We start from the raw sequence: 18,889 nt of genomic DNA on the forward strand, positions 1-18,889 counted from the left end.
GGAGGGGACATGACGACGCCGGCCCCCTCCGTCGACGGCCATGTCGGTCGTAGCGTCGTGAGTTTCGTGAACCCGATCGTGATCGTGATCGGCCTGACCGTGATCGCTGCGGGCGTCGGCACCGCCTTCGGTCACCCGTGGTTCGCCGCCTGGTTCCTGCTCGGCGGCCTCCTCTCCGTACTCAACGCCAAGCTGGCGGTCCTCAAGGTCGCCACCGTCACCGCCGAGAACGAGCCGCGCAAGGCGCCGGTCGCCGTCAACTCGATGGTCCGCCTCGGCGTGGTCTCCGTCATCGCGATCGTCATCGCCTACTTCTTCCGGCCCGATGGGCTGGGCGTGATCTTCGGCCTCGCCGTCGGTCAGATCGTCCTCGTCCTGAACACCGTCATCCCCGTTCTGAAAGGGCTTCGCCAGCAGTCATGAACACCAATCTGTACGCCGAGGGCGCGATCAAGGTCGCCCACTACAAGTCGTTCGAGTTGTGGGGCATGACCTTTCACTGGGACACGATCCTGGCCACGGCCATCGCGGCGGGGATCGTCCTCATCCTGGCGTTCATCCTCAAGGCGAAGGTCACCTCGACCGGCGTCCCGAGTGGTGTGCAGCTGTTCTGGGAGGCCATCACCATCCAGCTCCGCGGCCAGATCGAGTCCGCGATCGGCCTGCGCGTCGCGCCCTTCCTCCTGCCGCTCGCGATCGCCCTGTTCTCGCTGATCCTCTTCGCGAACTGGCTCGCCGTGCTGCCGCAGCAGTACAGCGGTGAGGGCGGCACCCCGTCCGAGATCTTCCTGCCGCCGGCCGCCGACGTCAGCTTCGTCTACGCCCTGGTGCTGGTCGTGTACCTCGGCTACCACTTCGCCGGCTTCCGCACGCACGGCCTCTTCGGCTACCCCGCGAAGGTGGTCAAGGGCCACGCGATCGGCCTCGCGCCCATCAACGTGATCGAGGAGCTCGTCTCCAAGCCGCTCTCGCTCGCGCTGCGACTGTTCGGCAACGTCTTCGCGGGCACGGTCATGGTCGCGGTCATCGCGCTGCTGCCGGCCTACATCCTGTGGTTCCCGAACTCCCTGTGGAAGTCCTTCGAGCTCTTCGTCGGTCTCATCCAGGCGTTCATCTTCTCGCTTCTGACCATCCTGTACTTCTCCACTGCCATGGAGAAGACGGAGCACCACTGACCTGTTCGCGGCCCGCACGGGCAACGGACGTATAGACCCTGGTAGGCCGACTACCAGAAACCGAAAGGGAAAAGATAAATGGATCCGAACATCGCGCAGGGTGCCCTCATCGGCGGCGGCCTGATCATGGGTGGCGGCGCCATCGGCGCCGGTATCGGTAACGGTCTCGCCGGTTCCCAGCTCGTCGCCGGCATCGCGCGGCAGCCGGAGGCCCAGGGCCGCCTGATGACCCCGTTCTTCATCACCGTTGGTCTGGTCGAGGCCGCGTACTTCATCAACCTGGCCTTCATGGCCCTGTTCGTGTTCGCGACCCCGATCTCCTAACTCGCTCGTAAGAAACGGGAACTGACGTCATGCAGCTCGCTGAGGGTAACTTCCTCCTCCCCACCGCGGGGACCTTCATCTCGTGCCTGATCATCTTCTTGATCGTGCTCGCGGTGATCTGGTTCTTCGTGGCACCTTCCATCCAGAAGGTCCTGGACGATCGCGAAAAGATGATCCACCAGACCGCCACCGACGGCCGTGCCGCGGCCAAGGGGTTCGAGGACGCCGAGTCCGAGTACCGCGCCGGAATCGCTTCCGCACGCGGTGAGGCCGGCAGCATCCGCGACGAGGCGCGCGCCGGCGGCCGCGCCTCGATGGAGGAACAGAAGCAGCGGGCTACCGCCGAGGCGGACGCGATCACGCGGGAGAAGACCGAGCAGCTGCGCACCGCGGGTGAGTCCGCGGCCGCAGCGGCGCGCGCCGATCTCGCTCCGCTCTCGGCGTCGTTGGCGAGCCGCGTGCTCGGCTTCGACGTGACGCAGGACCCGGCCCTCAAGACGAAGCTGGATGCACTCTCGAGCGACAAGGTGGTGAAGAACTAAATGGGTGTCTTTATCGGCAACCTGATCGCCTTCGCGGTCATCCTCTTCGTCCTGTGGAAGTTCGTCGTCCCGCCGGTGAAGCGGCTCATGAAGGAGCGCCAGGACACCGTCCGGGCGCAGCTGGAGGAGTCGCGCATCGCGCAGGAGAAGCTGTCGCAGGCGTCTCAGGCGGGGGAGCGCGCACGCTCCGACGCCGCCCGTGAGGGCAGCCAGATCCGCGACGAGGCCCGCGGCGACGCGGACGCCATCCGCGAGGACCTGCGCGCCCAGACCGACCGCGAGGTCGCACGGATCGGCGAGCACGGCGAGGGGCAGATCTCCCTCAACCGCAGCAACCTGGTCCGGGGCCTGCGCGCCGGGCTCGGCGCCGAGGCCGTCGAGGTGGCCGGGCGCCTGGTCCGCGAACACCTCGGCGATCCCGCCAACCAGTCGGCGTCGGTCGACCGCTCGCTCACCGAGCTCGAGTCGATGACCGAGGGTGCCGACGACGTGCGGGTCACCGAGGCCGACCGGATCGGCACGCGCTCGCTGCGCGCGTCGAGCCGTGACGCCGTGCGGTCGCTGGCCGCCGGCTTCGACCAGCGCACCGCCGGTCTCGACGAGGCGGGCCTGGCCCGCGTCGCCGACGACCTGGCCAACGTGGTCGAGGTGCTGGGCGAGCAGCCCGTGCTGCGCAAGCACCTCGCCGAGTCCGCGGAGGCCCCCGAGGCCAAGCGCGCGCTCGTCGACAACCTCTTCGGCGGCAAGATCAGCGCCGAGGCCACCGCCTTCGTGCAGGACGCCGCGGCGGCGAAGTGGTCGGCTCCGGCCGACTTCGCGACCGCGATCGAGCGTCAGGCCCGGGTCGCCGTGCTCGTGGGCGCCGAGCGCGCCGGCAAGCTCGACGAGACCGAGGACCAGCTGTTCCGCGCGGGACGCATCCTCGAGGGCGAGCCCGAGCTGACCGCGGCCCTGTCCGACACCCGGGCGCCGGCTGCGGCCCGCGTCTCGCTGCTGGACAAGGTGTTCGGCGGCAAGGTGAACGAGTTCACCGCGGCGCTGCTGCGCCAGACGGTGCGCCTCGTGCGCGTCGGCCGCGTGGACGCCGCCGTCGCGTCGATCGCCGATCTCGCGGCCGCCCGTCGTGGCGAGTCCGTCGCGGTGGTCGAGTCGGCCGTCGCCCTGACCGAAGCGCAGCGGACCCGCACCGCGGATCTGCTCGCCCGCATCTACCAGCGCAAGATCGCGGTCCAGACCGAGGTCGTCGCCGAGCTCCTGGGCGGCCTGCGCATCACGGTGGGCAACGAGGTCATCGAGGCCGACATCGCGTCGCGGCTCGACAAGGCCGCCGAACAGCTGCCCCGCTAACACACACAAACTTCCACCCAGAACACTAAAGAGGGAAACGAGTACTCATGGCTGAGTTGACGATCTCAACCGACGACGTCAAGGGCGCGATCGAGCAGTACGTCTCGACGTTCGAAGCCGACGCCTCCCGCGAGGAGATCGGCACCGTCTCCGACACCGCCGACGGCATCGCCCACGTGACCGGGCTCCCCGGCGCGATGGCGAATGAGCTGCTCGAGTTCCCCGGCGGGGTGCTCGGCGTGGCCCTGAACCTCGACGAGGACGAGATCGGCGCCGTCATCCTCGGTAACTACGAGGAGCTCGAGGAGGGCCAGCAGGTCCGCCGCACCGGCGACGTGCTGTCCGTGCCCGTGGGCGACAAGTTCCTCGGCCGCGTGGTCAACCCGCTCGGCCAGCCGATCGACGGCCTGGGCGACATCGAGGCCGAGGAGCAGCGCGTCCTCGAGCTGCAGGCCGCTTCCGTGCTCGAGCGTCAGCCCGTCGAGGAGTCGCTCGCGACCGGCATCAAGGCCATCGACGCCATGACCGCCATCGGCCGCGGCCAGCGTCAGCTGGTCATCGGCGACCGCAAGACCGGCAAGACCGCGGTCTGCGTCGACACCATCCTCAACCAGAAGTCGAACTGGGAGTCGGGCGATCCGACCAAGCAGGTCCGCTGCATCTACGTCGCCATCGGCCAGAAGGGCTCGACGATCGCCGGCGTGAAGGCCGCGCTCGATCAGGCCGGCGCCATGGAGTACACGACCATCGTCGCGGCCCCCGCGTCCGACTCGGCCGGCTTCAAGTGGCTCGCGCCCTACACCGGCTCGGCGATCGGCCAGCACTGGATGTACCAGGGCAAGCACGTCCTCATCGTCTTCGACGACCTGTCCAAGCAGGCCGAGGCCTACCGCGCCATCTCGCTGCTGCTGCGCCGCCCGCCGGGCCGCGAGGCGTACCCCGGCGACGTCTTCTACCTGCACTCCCGTCTGCTGGAGCGCTCGGCGAAGCTGTCCGACGCCCTCGGCGGCGGTTCGATGACCGCGCTGCCGATCATCGAGACCAAGGCCAACGACGTCTCGGCGTTCATTCCGACCAACGTCATCTCGATCACCGACGGCCAGGTCTTCCTCGAGTCCGACCTGTTCAACAAGGGCGTCCGGCCCGCGATCAACGTCGGCACCTCGGTCTCCCGCGTCGGTGGCGCCGCGCAGACCAAGGGCCTCAAGAAGGTCTCGGGCTCGCTGCGTCTGGAGCTCGCGCAGTTCCGTGAGCTGGAGGCCTTCTCGGCCTTCGCCTCGGACCTCGACGACGCCTCGAAGGCGCAGCTGGCGCGTGGCGCCCGCTGGGTCGAGCTGCTCAAGCAGGACCAGTACAGCCCCTCCTCGGTCGAGGACGAGATCGTCTCGATCTACCTCTGCGGTGAGGGCCACTACGATTCGGTGCCCGTCGAGGACGTCCGCCGCTTCGACGGCGAGCTGCTCAGCCACCTGCACCACGCGGCGGCCGGCGTGTACGAGTCCATCGCGGGCGGCAAGGTCCTCGAGAAGGACCAGGCCGAGGCGCTCGTCGCGGAGACCAACCGCTTCAAGCAGAGCTTCCTGGCGTCGGACGGTTCGCGCGTGGTGAACGAGGCCGAGGCCGGCGCGCTGCCCGCCGAGGACGTCGAGCACGAGACGATCAAGGTCAAGCGCAATGGCTAGTATCCGAGAGCTGCGCTCGCGGATCCGGTCGGTCAACTCGACCAAGAAGATCACCAAGGCGCAGGAACTGATCGCGACGTCGCGGATCACCAAGGCGCAGGCCCGGGTCGCGGCCGCCAAGCCCTACGCCGAGGAGATGACCTCGGTGCTCTCGGAGCTGGCGAGCAAGTCCGGTTCGCTCGATCACCCGCTCCTGACCGAGCGGGCGAACGCCAAGCGTGCGGCCATCCTCGTCGTCTCCTCCGACCGCGGCATGTGCGGCGGCTACAACTCGAACGTGCTGCGGGAGACGCGCGAGCTGATCCAGCTGCTCAAGGACGAGGGCAAGGAGCCCGTCCTCTACGTCATGGGCCAGAAGGGGCTGGACTACTTCCGGTTCCGCGGCCAGGACGTCGCGGGGGCGTGGACCGGGTTCTCGCAGCAGCCGCACCACTCGGACGCCACCGCGGCGACCGAGACGCTGGTGAAGCTGTTCGAGACGGGCTCGCAGGAGTACGTGACGATCGACGGTGTGGAGACCCACGGCGTCGACGAGCTGCACATCGTCTACACCCGCTTCGTGTCGATGCTCTCCCAGAACCCCGAGGTGCGCCGCATGGCTCCCCTCGTCGTGGAGGAGAGCGACGGCAACGCGGCGGACGACGACGCGCCCGCACGGAACTTCACCTTCGAGCCGAGCGCGGACAGCCTCCTGTCGGCGCTGCTGCCCAAGTACGTCGCCACCCGCGTCTTCGCGGCCCTGCTCGATTCGGCCGCGTCGGAGAACGCGGCCCGTCGTACGGCCATGAAGGCGGCCACCGACAACGCCAACGAACTGGCCGTCTCGCTCTCCCGCGAGGCCAACCAGCTCCGCCAGGCGCAGATCACCCAGGAAATCAGCGAAATCGTCGGTGGCGCCGGCGCCCTCGCGAACTAGTAACCGGAAAGTAGACACATGACTACAGCTACCCAGCCCGCGTCGGCGGGCACCGCTGCGGCCACCGGTCGCGTGACGCGGGTCATCGGCCCGGTCGTCGACATCGAGTTCCCGCGCGGCGCCGTTCCCGACCTGTTCAACGCCCTGCACGCGGAGATCGCCCTCCCGTCCGTGGCCAAGACGCTGACCCTCGAGGTCGCGCAGCACCTCGGCGACAACCTGGTGCGCGCCATCTCGATGCAGCCGACCGACGGCCTCGTCCGCGGCACCGACGTGACCGACTCGGGCTTCCCGATCCGCGTCCCCGTCGGCGACGTCGTCAAGGGCCACGTCTTCAACGCCCTGGGCGACTGCCTGGACACCCCCGGACTCGGCCGTGACGGCGAGCAGTGGGGCATCCACCGCAAGCCCCCGGCCTTCGATCAGCTCGAGGGCAAGACCGAGATCCTCGAGACCGGCATCAAGGTCATCGACCTGCTGACCCCGTACGTCAAGGGCGGCAAGATCGGTCTGTTCGGTGGTGCCGGTGTCGGCAAGACCGTTCTGATCCAGGAGATGATCACCCGTATCGCGCGCGAGTTCTCGGGCACCTCGGTGTTCGCGGGCGTCGGCGAGCGTACCCGTGAGGGCACCGACCTCCACCTCGAGATGGAGGAGATGGGCGTGCTCCAGGACACCGCGTTGGTGTTCGGTCAGATGGACGAGCCGCCGGGGACGCGTATGCGCGTCGCCCTCTCGGCCCTGACCATGGCCGAGTACTTCCGCGATGTCCAGCACCAGGACGTGCTGCTGTTCATCGACAACATCTTCCGCTTCACGCAGGCGGGTTCCGAGGTCTCGACCCTGCTGGGTCGTATGCCCTCCGCCGTGGGTTACCAGCCCACCCTGGCCGACGAGATGGGCGAGCTCCAGGAGCGCATCACCTCGACCAAGGGCCGGTCGATCACCTCGCTGCAGGCCATCTACGTGCCCGCCGACGACTACACCGACCCGGCGCCGGCGACGACCTTCGCGCACCTCGATGCGACCACCGAGCTCTCGCGTCCGATCTCGCAGCTGGGTATCTACCCCGCCGTGGACCCGCTGACGTCGACCTCGCGCATCCTCGAGGCGTCGATCGTGGGCGACGACCACTTCCGCGTCGCCAACGAGGTCAAGCGCATCCTGCAGAAGTACAAGGAGCTGCAGGACATCATCGCCATCCTCGGTATGGATGAGCTCTCCGAGGAGGACAAGGTCACGGTGCAGCGCGCTCGCCGTCTCCAGAAGTTCCTCGGCCAGAACTTCATCGTCGCCGAGAAGTTCACGGGCGAGAAGGGCTCGGTCGTGCCGCTGGCCGACACCATCGAGGCCTTCGACCGCGTGTGCAAGGGCGAGTTCGATCACCTGCCCGAGCAGGCGTTCAACAGCTGTGGTGGTCTCGACGACGTCGAGGCGGCCGCCAAGAAGATCGCCGGGAAGTAGTTTTCAGTGGCTGACACGGCGTTTCAGGTAGAGGTCGTCTCCGTCGAGGAGCGGCTGTGGTCGGGCGAGGCGACGTTCGTCATCGCTCAGACCACGGAGGGTGAGCTGGGTGTCCTGGCTCATCACGAGCCGCTGTTCGGCCAGCTCACCACCGGTGGCGCCGTCGCCATCGACACGGTGGGCGGCGAGCGACTGGCCGCAGCGATCCGCGGCGGCTTCCTCTCGGTGACCGGCGAGAAGGTCACCGTGCTGGCGGACGGGGCGGAGTGGGCCTCGACGCTGGAGGAGGCCGAGGTCCGGCGCGCCCTCGAGGCGGCGGCGGACGGCTCCGACGAGGAGGCGGTCGCGCACGGACAACTGCGCGCGATCGAGTTCCTCGCGGGCAAGTAGCATAGAAGCAGCAGCGTGAAAGCCGGTGGCCCGGTGAAGACGGGCCACCGGCTTTCCTGCTATCTGCGACACGGAGCAGTGAGGAGGCGGTGATGGGCGTAGCGGTCTTCGTCGTGGCGGTCGCCGTCCTCATCCTGCTCGCGATCGGCGCGGTCGTCGTCCTGCGCCTGTACAGCCTGCGCGTGGCCGGCGTCCCGATCATCCTGCGGTACCTGCCGGCGCAGGGGGAGCAGGGCTGGCGGCACGGCACGCTCCGCTACGACGACCACGAACTCAAGTACTACCGGCTCACCAGCGTGCGGCTCGGGCCCAGCTGGACGCTGCCGCGCAGCGGCACGGAGATCGTCGGCCGGCGCGCGCCGCACGGCACCGAGCTCGACGTGATCGATCCCGACATGGTCATCGTGCACGCGGTCACCCCGGGCGGGGAGACCGAGCTCGCCTTCGCCCGCGACGGCCTCACGGCCTTCCAGTCCTGGCTCGAGTCGCGGCCCAGCCCGCGCCGCCAGCGACCCTGACCCGGTGCCCCCGGCGGGCTGCTTCCGGCGGCACCGTCAGCGCTCGCCGCCCGGCTTCCAGAGCACGTCGCCTCCGGGATTGGCCACTCGCGACAGGATGAACAACAAGTCCGAGAGCCGGTTGAGGTACTTCGCAGGCAGCACGGACACCGAGTCCCCGTGCTCGCGCACCGCCTCCCATGCCGCACGCTCGGCCCGCCGCACGACGGTGCGCGCCAGGTGCAGGTACGCCGCCAGGGGAGTGCCGCCCGGAAGGACGAACGAATCGAGCTTCGGCAGGCCGTCGTTGTACTCGTCGCACCAGCCCTCGAGTCGGTCGATGTAGTCCCCGGTCACGCGTAGCGGCGGGTACTCGGGATCGTCGACGACGGGGTTCGAGAGATCGGCGCCGACGTCGAAGAGCTCGTTCTGGATCCGGAGCAGGACGGCGCGCAGTTCGGGCTCGGGTTCGCCGACGGTGACCGCGAGCCCCAGGGCGGCGTTCGCCTCGTCGCAGTCCGCGTAGGCCCGCAGCCGCGCGTCCGACTTCGTCACGCGCGAGAAGTCGCCGAGGCCGGTCGTCCCGTCGTCGCCGGTCCGGGTGTAGATGCGGGTCAGGTGGACAGCCATGGTCACAGGCTGTCACAGGCCCGCGCGGTGTGCCATAGGCTGACGGGTGTGGGTGAGAAGTTTCTGGTGCACGGTGGAGCCCGGCTGACGGGCGAGGTCACCGTGGGGGGCGCGAAGAACAGCGTCCTGAAGTTGATGGCGGCGACCCTGCTCGCCGAGGGCACATCCGTGCTGACCAACTGTCCCGAGATCCTGGACGTGCCGCTGATGGCGGACGTGTTGCGCGGTCTCGGTGCGGAGGTCGAGCTGGACGGCGACACGGCGCGGATCACGACGCCGGCGGTGCTCAACCACCGAGCGGACTTCGACGCGGTCAAGCAGTTCCGCGCGTCGGTGTGCGTGCTCGGGCCGCTGATGGCGCGCGAACGGCGCGCCGTGGTGGCGCTTCCCGGCGGAGACGCGATCGGCTCGCGGCCGCTGGACATGCACCAGTCCGGTCTGCGCGCACTCGGCGCGACCAGCTCCATCGAGCACGGTTGTGTTGTCGCTCAGGCGGACTCGCTCACCGGGGCGGAGATCACCCTGGAGTTCCCCTCGGTGGGTGCCACCGAGAACATCCTCATGGCTGCGGTTCTCGCCTCGGGGCTGACGGTGATCAGCAACGTCGCGCGGGAGCCGGAGATCGTGGACCTGTGCGCGATGCTCGTGCAGATGGGTGCCGATATCGAGGGGATCGGGACCGACACGCTCATGGTGCGCGGGGTGGAGAAGCTGCATCCCACGGAGCACCGGGTGATCGGTGACCGCATCGTCGCGGCCACGTGGGGCTTCGCGGCCGTGATGACGCGCGGCGACATCACGGTCAACGGTGTGGCCCCCGAAACCCTGGGCGTCGTGCTGCAGAAGCTGCAGGACGCGGGGGCGACGGTGACCGAGCGTGCGGACGGCTTCCGCATCGCTTCGCCGGAACGCCCGCACGCCGTGAACGTGGCGACGCTCCCGTTCCCCGGCTTCCCCACGGATCTGCAGCCGATGGCGATCGGGATGGCGTGCGTCGCGGACGGGACGTCGATGATCACGGAGAACGTCTTCGAGGCGCGGTTCCGCTTCGTCGAGGAGATGGTGCGGCTCGGCGCGGACGCCCGGACCGATGGGCACCACGCCGTGATCAGGGGAGTGGAGCAGCTCTCGAGCGCGCCGGTCTGGTCGACGGACATCCGGGCCGGCGTCGGCCTGGTGCTGGCCGGCCTGTGCGCGGACGGGGTGACCGAGGTGCACGACGTCTTCCACATCGACCGCGGTTACCCGAACTTCGTCGGGAACGTGACCGCGCTCGGCGGCCGGATCGAGCGCGTGTCCTGACCTCGGCGTTCGGAGCTCGGATCCGCGCCCGGCGGGCAGCTCCGATCGGGAGGACCACCTGCCGATTTGTGTTCCGAGTTCGACGTGTGTAACTTATATCGAGTCAGCAGCGCCCAGGCGCCGCCCGGCAAGGCCCACAGCAGTCCAATGAATCTGGATCTCGACGCGCCGCCGGAAGTTCGGAAACCAGGATGATCCGCGAGGATCGTCGCGCTGACCGCCACGGAAGAGAAGCCTTCTCCTCGATCGCGCCCTGCGTGATCGTGTGGTTCCTCCATGTGGTGAGCGGTTCGGAACGCCGAATCGTGGCCCGCGAGAGCGAGTTGCGAACGAAATTCCGACCTGCTAAGCTAGAACGGTTGCTCCGAGCAGCCAGCCCCACGAAAGACCATCACTTTCGAGCGCCCAGCGCGGTCGAGAGGGTTCTAGCGTGGGACTGAGCGGATCGAAGTGCTTCCGAGAGCGGCCCGCGAGAGCGAGTTGCACACGGAAATCCGGTCTGCTAAGCTAGAACGGTTGCTCCGAGAGGGTCACGCCAGTGAGTTTGACTGGTGTTCCTTCAGAGAGTAGCATGAACTGCCTGCGAAGGTGCGGTTCACACGGAGAACATATGGTGTGGACGGCCGCGTTTGGCGTGTTCTTTGAGAACTCAACAGTGTGTCGATGAAATTGTCAGTGCCAAAATTTTTTGGCACGCATGGACAATCAAATTACTTGGTTGTTTGTGTTGTGGCTTTTCTCGTTTATTTCTTTGCGAGATGTATTTCTGGAATCATTGATTTTTGTCAGTGGTTTCGTTTTGTTCAGGATTTCCTGGATTATGCTGAAACCTTGTGTTTCTAGTGTTTTTTATGGAGAGTTTGATCCTGGCTCAGGACGAACGCTGGCGGCGTGCTTAACACATGCAAGTCGAACGGTAAGGCCCCTTCGGGGGTACACGAGTGGCGAACGGGTGAGTAACACGTGGGTGACCTGCCCTGTACTTCGGGATAAGCCTGGGAAACTGGGTCTAATACCGGATATGACCTTCCCCTGCATGGGGGTTGGTGGAAAGCTTTTGCGGTACAGGATGGGCCCGCGGCCTATCAGCTTGTTGGTGGGGTAATGGCCTACCAAGGCGACGACGGGTAGCCGGCCTGAGAGGGCGACCGGCCACACTGGGACTGAGACACGGCCCAGACTCCTACGGGAGGCAGCAGTGGGGAATATTGCACAATGGGCGAAAGCCTGATGCAGCGACGCCGCGTGAGGGATGACGGCCTTCGGGTTGTAAACCTCTTTCAGTAGGGACGAAGCGCAAGTGACGGTACCTACAGAAGAAGCACCGGCCAACTACGTGCCAGCAGCCGCGGTAATACGTAGGGTGCGAGCGTTGTCCGGATTTACTGGGCGTAAAGAGCTCGTAGGCGGTTTGTCACGTCGTCTGTGAAAACCCGAGGCTTAACCTCGGGCCTGCAGGCGATACGGGCAGACTTGAGTACTGTAGGGGAGACTGGAATTCCTGGTGTAGCGGTGGAATGCGCAGATATCAGGAGGAACACCGGTGGCGAAGGCGGGTCTCTGGGCAGTAACTGACGCTGAGGAGCGAAAGCGTGGGTAGCGAACAGGATTAGATACCCTGGTAGTCCACGCCGTAAACGGTGGGTACTAGGTGTGGGTTTCCTTCCACGGGATCCGTGCCGTAGCTAACGCATTAAGTACCCCGCCTGGGGAGTACGGCCGCAAGGCTAAAACTCAAAGGAATTGACGGGGGCCCGCACAAGCGGCGGAGCATGTGGATTAATTCGATGCAACGCGAAGAACCTTACCTGGGTTTGACATATAGAGGATCGCCGGAGAGATTCGGTTTGCCTTGTGCCTTCTATACAGGTGGTGCATGGCTGTCGTCAGCTCGTGTCGTGAGATGTTGGGTTAAGTCCCGCAACGAGCGCAACCCTTGTCTCATGTTGCCAGCACGTAATGGTGGGGACTCGTGAGAGACTGCCGGGGTCAACTCGGAGGAAGGTGGGGATGACGTCAAGTCATCATGCCCCTTATGTCCAGGGCTTCACACATGCTACAATGGCGCGTACAGAGGGCTGCGATACCGCGAGGTGGAGCGAATCCCTTAAAGCGCGTCTCAGTTCGGATTGGGGTCTGCAACTCGACCCCATGAAGTCGGAGTCGCTAGTAATCGCAGATCAGCAACGCTGCGGTGAATACGTTCCCGGGCCTTGTACACACCGCCCGTCACGTCATGAAAGTCGGTAACACCCGAAGCCGGTGGCCTAACCCCTTGTGGGAGGGAGCTGTCGAAGGTGGGATTGGCGATTGGGACGAAGTCGTAACAAGGTAGCCGTACCGGAAGGTGCGGCTGGATCACCTCCTTTCTAAGGAGCATTTAGTGCCGTATCAAACCCGTTCGTGGTTTGGCGGTCGCTCATATTATTGGGTGGAACACTGACACGGTAATTCTTATCGCCTCGTGGCCGGCTGGTGCTGGTCGTTGGGGGTTTCGTCGGCACACTGTTGGGTGTCTGAGAGGACACGTCTTCTCTAGTTTGCTGCTGCGCGTCTGCGCCGGCGTAGTGGGCCCTGTGGGGTTCATAGCTGGTGGCGGTGTGGTGGTGTGTGTTGTTTGAGAATTGTATAGTGGACGCGAGCATCAACATGACGCTGCATCGTTTTCGGTGTGGTTGTTGTGTTATGTTTCTGTAATTTTACATGTTTCTGTGTAAGCATTTTGTTGTGTTTTTTTGGCGCTTATGTCATGAAGGGCACTCAGGTTTGTGACGGCTTCGGTTGTTTCAGGTTTGGTGTGTGTTTTGTGTGTTGTAAGTGTCTAAGGGCGCACGGTGGATGCCTTGGCGCAAGGAGCCGATGAAGGACGTGGGAGGCTGCGATATGCCTCGGGGAGCTGTCAACCGAGCTGTGATCCGAGGATTTCCGAATGGGGAAACCCAGCACCAGTCATGTGGTGTTACCCGCCGTTGAATATATAGACGGTGTGGAGGGAACGAGGGGAAGTGAAACATCTCAGTACCCTCAGGAAGAGAAAACAATAGTGATTCCGTGAGTAGTGGCGAGCGAAAGCGGATGAGGCTAAACCATGCACATGTGATACCGGGTAGGGGTTGTGTGTGTGGTGTTGTGGGGTTCATCTTTCCAGCTCTACCTGGCTGGACAGCAGTAAGAAAGTGTCATGTTAGGTGAAGTGGCCTGGAATGGTCCGCCGGAGAGGGTGAGAGTCCCGTAACTGAAAACGTGGTGCCTGTTGTGATGGATACCCGAGTAGCAGCGAGCCCGTGGAATTTGCTGTGAATCTGCCGGGACCACCCGGTAAGCCTGAATACTACCTTGCGACCGATAGCGGACAAGTACCGTGAGGGAAAGGTGAAAAGTACCCCGGGAGGGGAGTGAAATAGTACCTGAAACCGTGTGCTTACAATCCGTCAGAGCCCTCGTTGTGGGGTGATGGCGTGCCTTTTGAAGAATGAGCCTGCGAGTCAGTGCTCGGTGGCGAGGTTAACCCGTTGTGGGGTAGCCGTAGCGAAAGCGAGTCCCGAATAGGGCGTTTGAGTCGCCGGGTCTGGACCCGAAGCGGAGTGATCTACCCATGGCCAGGGTGAAGCAGCAGTAAGATGTTGTGGAGGCCCGAACCCACTTAGGTTGAAAACTGAGGGGATGAGCTGTGGGTAGGGGTGAAAGGCCAATCAAACTCCGTGATAGCTGGTTCTCCCCGAAATGCATTTAGGTGCAGCGTCACGTGTTTCTTGCCGGAGGTAGAGCTACTGGATGGCCGATGGGCCCTCACAGGTTACTGACGTCAGCCAAACTCCGAATGCCGGTAAGTGAGAACGTGGCAGTGAGACTGCGGGGGATAAGCTTCGTAGTCGAGAGGGAAACAGCCCAGATCGCCGGCTAAGGCCCCTAAGCGTGTACTAAGTGGAAAAGGATGTCCGGTCGCGAAGACAACCAGGAGGTTGGCTTAGAAGCAGCCACCCTTGAAAGAGTGCGTAATAGCTCACTGGTCTAGTGGCTGGGCGCCGACAATGTAGCGGGGCTCAAGTACACCGCCGAAGCCGCGGCACTCACAGTTTTGACTGTGGGTGGGTAGGGGAGCGTCGTGCAGCCGTAGAAGCAGCAGGGTGACCTAGTTGTGGAGGCTGTGCGAGTGAGAATGCAGGCATGAGTAGCGAATGACAAGTGAGAAACTTGTCCTCCGGATGACCAAGGGTTCCTGGGCTAGGTTAATCCTCCCAGGGTGAGTCGGGACCTAAGGCGAGGCCGACAGGCGTAGTCGATGGACAACGGGTTGATATTCCCGTACCCGTGTCAGATCGCCCCTGATGAATCAGTTGTACTAACCGTCCTGAAGCCGCGAGATCACCTTCGGGTGACGAGCTGGTGGATGCACGGGACCTCGGCTGGTAGTAGTCAAGCGATGGGGTGACGCAGGAAGGTAGTGGGGCCAGTCAGTGGTTGTACTGGTGTAAGCCTGTAGGGCGAGATCTAGGCAAATCCGGATCTCATATAAGCCTGAGAGGTGATGCGTAGCCGTTGCGGCGAATTCCATGATCCTATGCTGCCGAGAAAAGCCTCTAGCGAGATCTGATGTGGCCCGTACCCCAAACCAACACAGGTGGTCAGGTAGAGAATACCAAGGAGATCGAGAGAACTGTGGTTAAGGAACTCGGCAAAATGCCCCCGTAACTTCGGGAGAAGGGGGACCTCGTCTGGTGATGATCTTTACGGTCGGAGCTGGGTGGGGTCGCAGAGACCAGAGAGAAGCGACTGTTTACTAAAAACACAGGTCCATGCGAAGTCGTAAGACGATGTATATGGACTGACGCCTGCCCGGTGCTGGAAGGTTAAGAGGACCGGTTAGCCGTAAGGCGAAGCTGAGAATTTAAGCCCCAGTAAACGGCGGTGGTAACTATAACCATCCTAAGGTAGCGAAATTCCTTGTCGGGTAAGTTCCGACCTGCACGAATGGCGTAACGACTTCTCTGCTGTCTCAACCACAGACTCGGCGAAATTGCAGTACGAGTAAAGATGCTCGTTACGCGCGGCAGGACGAAAAGACCCCGGGACCTTCACTATAGCTTGGTATTGGTGTTCGGTTCGGTTTGTGTAGGATAGGTGGGAGACTGTGAAGCGGGCACGCCAGTGTTCGTGGAGTCGTTGTTGAAATACCACTCTGATCGTATTGGATACCTCAACCTCGGACCATGATCTGGTTCAGGGACAGTGCCTGGTGGGTAGTTTAACTGGGGCGGTTGCCTCCCAAAATGTAACGGAGGCGCCCAAAGGTTCCCTCAGCCTGGTTGGCAATCAGGTGTTGAGTGCAAGTGCACAAGGGAGCTTGACTGTGAGACTGACAGGTCGAGCAGGGACGAAAGTCGGGACTAGTGATCCGGCACCGGCAAGTGGAAGCGGTGTCGCTCAACGGATAAAAGGTACCCCGGGGATAACAGGCTGATCTTCCCCAAGAGTCCATATCGACGGGATGGTTTGGCACCTCGATGTCGGCTCGTCGCATCCTGGGGCTGGAGTAGGTCCCAAGGGTTGGGCTGTTCGCCCATTAAAGCGGCACGCGAGCTGGGTTTAGAACGTCGTGAGACAGTTCGGTCTCTATCCGCCGCGCGCGTTAGAATCTTGAGGAAGGCTGTCCCTAGTACGAGAGGACCGGGACGGACGAACCTCTGGTGTGCCAGTTGTTCCACCAGGAGCACGGCTGGTTGGCTACGTTCGGAAGGGATAACCGCTGAAAGCATCTAAGCGGGAAGCCTGTTCCAAGATTAGGATTCTCACCACCTTGAGTGGGTAAGACCCCCTACAGACTATGGGGTTGATAGGCCAGAACTGGAAGCGCAGTAATGCGTGTAGGTGACTGGTACTAATCGGTCGAGGGCTTACCACACACATAACATTCGCCAAAATGAGCACTGAGGCTCACAGGAACGAATAGCGTGTAACAACAACAGAAACCAGACTTCGGTTTGGTTCGCGTCCACTATGCAATGTCTGAGACAGCACACATGTGTTGTTTCGCAGTGTTACGGCGGCCATAGCGGAGGGGAAACGCCCGGCTCCATTCCGAACCCGGAAGCTAAGCCCTCCAGCGCCGATGGTACTGCACTCGTGAGGGTGTGGGAGAGTAGGACACCGCCGGACTAAAATTAGATACAGGAGAAGACCCTCGGGTCGGTGAGCAGAAATGCTCCCGACACGGGGGTCTTCTTCGTGTCCGCGTACGGTCGTGACACCCGCGCGGGGAACGCCGCCCGCAACCGCAACCGCAACCGCAACCGCAGCCGACGAGACGATCCGGCGCGGCCGGCGGCGCCACCGGCCGCTCGAGATGCCGGCAGGCTGCTGACGGGGCATCGGAAAGTACCGGACGAGGCATCGAAAGGCACCGGCCCAGCCCGGCGGACGGCGCCCGGCGGGCCACCGGGAGGCCAACGGCACCGTCGACCCCGTGCCGTAAGGTGGATGCCGTGCGTGTCGTGATTGCCGAATGCCAGGTCGACTACGTGGGCCGGCTCACCGCCCACCTCCCCATGGCCACGCGGCTGATCCTGGTCAAGGCCGACGGTTCCGTCAGCATCCACGCCGACGACCGCGCCTACAAGCCGCTGAACTGGATGAGCCCGCCGTGCTGGCTGGAGACCACGCCGGCGGAGGAGGACGCGAAGGATCTGCCCGAGGGGCACCAGCTGTGGATCGTCCGCAACAAGGCGGAGGAGCAGCTGCGCATCCTGATCGGCGAGGTGGAGCACGACAGCAGCCACGAGCTGGGTGTGGATCCGGGTCTGGTGAAGGACGGCGTGGAGGCACACCTCCAGGAGCTGCTGGCCGAGCACACCCACACCTTCGGGGAGGGCTTCACGCTCATCCGCCGCGAGTACATGACGGCCATCGGCCCCGTCGATCTGCTCTGCCGGGACGCGGACGGCGCGACCGTGGCCGTCGAGGTCAAGCGCCGCGCGGAGATCGACGGCGTCGAGCAGCTGACCCGCTACCTCGATCTCCTCAACCGCGATCCGCTCATCGCGCCCGTCACGGGCATCCTGGCCGCCCAACAGGTCAAGCCCCAGGCGCGGACCCTCGCAGAGGACCGGGGGATCCGGTGCGTCACCGTCGACTACGACGTGCTGCGCGGCACCGAGGACACGTCCTACAAGCTCTTCTGATGGGGCGCAGGCCCGTCTCCCGCAAGCGCGCGGCCGCGCGCGACGGGCATCGTCCGCTCAGCGCCGGCGGCTTCGGCTCCCGCGTCGAACTGGGCGACGAGGCCTACCAGGTGCGCACCGTGACCGGTACGGGCGCGGTGAAGGACTACCGCTGCCCGGGCTGTCACCAGGCGATCGCGACCGGAACGGCGCACGTCGTGGTGTGGCCCGCCGCGGAGTACGGCGGGGTGGCCGACCGGCGACACTGGCACAGCGGGTGCTGGGCGCGGGAGGCCGGTCGGCGCGGCCGCTGACTACCGCTTGGCGGTCTTGATGGCGACGGTGTCCTGAGTGGACGCCGTGGACGTGGTCGGCGACGTCGGGATGGCGGCGGTGTCCGCGGCGGCGAAGTCGTCGGAACCCAGGATCTCCCCGGCGCGCTGCGCTGCGGTGGGGCCGTCGTCGGTGACGTGCTCCGCCTTCGGCGCGGGCGCGGCGTTGAACGGCGCGGGGTCGATGCGCTGCTCGACCACCTGTGGCTCGCCCTCGCCCGTCGCGAGCGCCTCGGGCACCAGCGAGAGCTGGCGGCGCACCGTCTCGAGCTGATCGAGGATGGAGGCGCGCAGCGACTGCATGTCCTCGGTGATGCGGCGGGCGTTGGCGACCTGGGTGGCGATCCGCGTGTTCGTGTCCTCGAGCTTCTGCTCGGCGGTGGCGTTCGCGGTGTTGAGCGTCTGCTCCGCGCGCTCGTTCGCGGAGTCGATGCGCTCGCGCGCCTCCTCCTTGGACGCGTCCTCGAGTTCGGTGATCGTGCGGATCGCCTTGTCGCGGCGCATGGACATCGCCATGTCGAAATCGTTCTGGACGCGCTCGCGGTTGTCGGAGGCCGACTGGGCGAGCTTGTCGGCCTCGGCCTGCGCCTCCGCCTTGATGCGCTCGGCCTCCGCGTGCGCCTTCTTCATCGTGGTCTCGTGCTCGCGCTCCATCGCCTCGCGCCGCGCGGTCATGTCGGCGCGGAGGCGGTCCGCCTCCCGGCGGGTCGACTCGGCCTCCTGGCGCGCGAGCGAACGCACCTCGGCGGATTCGTTCTCGGCCGCGGCGCGGATCTCGGAGGCCTCGTCGGAGGCCAGCCGCATCATCCGGGCGATGCGATCGCTCATGCCCTCGGCGCTCGTCGGCGGGACACTGAGCCGGTCGACCTCGCGGCGGAGGTTGTCGATCTCGTCCTGCGCCTCGTCGAGAAGGTCGGTCAGCTCCCGCGCGTGCGCCGAGGCCGCATCCCGGTCAGCGGCGAGAACCCGCAGCTCAGCCTGGTAGCGGTGGAACTGCTCGCTGACCTGGTCCCGGTCGTACCCACGCAGGACCACCGCGAACGGTGCGGGTGCCGGGCCACCCGATACGTTGTCCGAATTCGCCATGCACCGATGGTACGTGGGCCGCCCGCGCGCGCGGGCGTCAGCAGT

Annotated in this window: 15 protein-coding genes and 3 rRNA genes; 16 read left to right on the forward strand and 2 right to left on the reverse strand. The window is 64.9% G+C overall.

What is annotated here, in order from left to right:
* Positions 1 to 9: 9 nt before the first annotated feature.
* From BLQ62_RS07625 to BLQ62_RS07670, 10 genes are all read left to right on the forward strand, one after another.
* Positions 10 to 423, forward strand: a complete 414-nt coding sequence (locus tag BLQ62_RS07625) for an ATP synthase subunit I (RefSeq protein WP_068532346.1) — start codon at positions 10 to 12, stop codon at positions 421 to 423.
* Positions 420 to 1,175, forward strand: a complete 756-nt coding sequence (gene atpB, locus BLQ62_RS07630) for a F0F1 ATP synthase subunit A (RefSeq protein WP_068532345.1) — start codon at positions 420 to 422, stop codon at positions 1,173 to 1,175. The genes BLQ62_RS07625 and atpB overlap by 4 nt, the downstream gene beginning before the upstream one ends.
* A gap of 78 nt (positions 1,176 to 1,253) precedes the next feature.
* Complete coding sequence (locus tag BLQ62_RS07635; RefSeq protein WP_013125919.1) at positions 1,254 to 1,499, forward strand: F0F1 ATP synthase subunit C; 246 nt, start codon at positions 1,254 to 1,256, stop codon at positions 1,497 to 1,499.
* 29 nt (positions 1,500 to 1,528) lie between these two features.
* On the forward strand, positions 1,529 to 2,041 hold the full coding sequence (locus tag BLQ62_RS07640) for a F0F1 ATP synthase subunit B (RefSeq protein ID WP_068532344.1): 513 nt from the start codon (positions 1,529 to 1,531) through the stop codon (positions 2,039 to 2,041).
* Positions 2,042 to 3,388: a F0F1 ATP synthase subunit B/delta gene (locus BLQ62_RS07645; protein ID WP_068532342.1), complete on the forward strand. Its 1,347-nt coding sequence runs from the start codon at positions 2,042 to 2,044 to the stop codon at positions 3,386 to 3,388.
* Between the two features lie 47 nt (positions 3,389 to 3,435).
* Positions 3,436 to 5,070: a F0F1 ATP synthase subunit alpha gene (gene atpA / locus BLQ62_RS07650; RefSeq protein WP_068532340.1), complete on the forward strand. Its 1,635-nt coding sequence runs from the start codon at positions 3,436 to 3,438 to the stop codon at positions 5,068 to 5,070.
* The gene (locus BLQ62_RS07655; protein ID WP_068532339.1) at positions 5,063 to 5,986 is read left to right on the forward strand and encodes a F0F1 ATP synthase subunit gamma; all 924 of its coding nucleotides are present in this window, start codon (positions 5,063 to 5,065) and stop codon (positions 5,984 to 5,986) included. Before atpA ends, BLQ62_RS07655 begins: the two co-directional genes overlap by 8 nt.
* Positions 5,987 to 6,004: 18 nt before the next feature.
* Complete coding sequence (atpD, locus tag BLQ62_RS07660; RefSeq protein ID WP_068532338.1) at positions 6,005 to 7,450, forward strand: F0F1 ATP synthase subunit beta; 1,446 nt, start codon at positions 6,005 to 6,007, stop codon at positions 7,448 to 7,450.
* 6 nt (positions 7,451 to 7,456) lie between these two features.
* Positions 7,457 to 7,840 (forward strand): F0F1 ATP synthase subunit epsilon, encoded by a 384-nt coding sequence (locus BLQ62_RS07665; protein WP_068532337.1) that lies wholly within the window; start codon positions 7,457 to 7,459, stop codon positions 7,838 to 7,840.
* Between the two features lie 92 nt (positions 7,841 to 7,932).
* Positions 7,933 to 8,358: a DUF2550 domain-containing protein gene (locus tag BLQ62_RS07670; RefSeq protein WP_068532335.1), complete on the forward strand. Its 426-nt coding sequence runs from the start codon at positions 7,933 to 7,935 to the stop codon at positions 8,356 to 8,358.
* A gap of 36 nt (positions 8,359 to 8,394) precedes the next feature.
* Here the strand turns inward: BLQ62_RS07670 and BLQ62_RS07675 are convergent, their stop codons facing one another.
* A complete protein-coding gene (locus BLQ62_RS07675; protein WP_068533634.1) occupies positions 8,395 to 8,967 on the reverse strand; it encodes a cob(I)yrinic acid a,c-diamide adenosyltransferase in 573 nt (190 codons plus the stop codon).
* Between the two features lie 48 nt (positions 8,968 to 9,015).
* On the opposite strand from BLQ62_RS07675, the gene murA reads away from it, so the two are divergent.
* From murA to BLQ62_RS07705, 6 genes are all read left to right on the forward strand, one after another.
* Positions 9,016 to 10,269: a UDP-N-acetylglucosamine 1-carboxyvinyltransferase gene (gene murA / locus BLQ62_RS07680; RefSeq protein WP_068532333.1), complete on the forward strand. Its 1,254-nt coding sequence runs from the start codon at positions 9,016 to 9,018 to the stop codon at positions 10,267 to 10,269.
* Between the two features lie 848 nt (positions 10,270 to 11,117).
* Positions 11,118 to 12,638 (forward strand): 16S ribosomal RNA (locus tag BLQ62_RS07685).
* Between the two features lie 442 nt (positions 12,639 to 13,080).
* Positions 13,081 to 16,171, forward strand: a 23S ribosomal RNA gene (locus BLQ62_RS07690).
* A gap of 137 nt (positions 16,172 to 16,308) precedes the next feature.
* Positions 16,309 to 16,425 (forward strand): 5S ribosomal RNA (gene rrf / locus BLQ62_RS07695).
* Together the 16S, 23S and 5S rRNA genes form the textbook arrangement of a ribosomal RNA operon.
* A 326-nt stretch (positions 16,426 to 16,751) precedes the next feature.
* Positions 16,752 to 17,447, forward strand: a complete 696-nt coding sequence (gene nucS / locus BLQ62_RS07700) for an endonuclease NucS (RefSeq protein ID WP_068566387.1) — start codon at positions 16,752 to 16,754, stop codon at positions 17,445 to 17,447.
* Complete coding sequence (locus BLQ62_RS07705) at positions 17,447 to 17,740, forward strand: hypothetical protein (RefSeq protein ID WP_170842903.1); 294 nt, start codon at positions 17,447 to 17,449, stop codon at positions 17,738 to 17,740. Before nucS ends, BLQ62_RS07705 begins: the two co-directional genes overlap by 1 nt.
* Here BLQ62_RS07705 and BLQ62_RS07710 read toward each other — a convergent pair whose 3' ends face one another.
* Positions 17,741 to 18,844: a coiled-coil domain-containing protein gene (locus tag BLQ62_RS07710; RefSeq protein ID WP_068536911.1), complete on the reverse strand. Its 1,104-nt coding sequence runs from the start codon at positions 18,842 to 18,844 to the stop codon at positions 17,741 to 17,743.
* Positions 18,845 to 18,889: the final 45 nt, after the last annotated feature.

It is taken from the genome of Tsukamurella pulmonis, from assembly GCF_900103175.1.
Taxonomy (GTDB): domain Bacteria; phylum Actinomycetota; class Actinomycetes; order Mycobacteriales; family Mycobacteriaceae; genus Tsukamurella; species Tsukamurella pulmonis.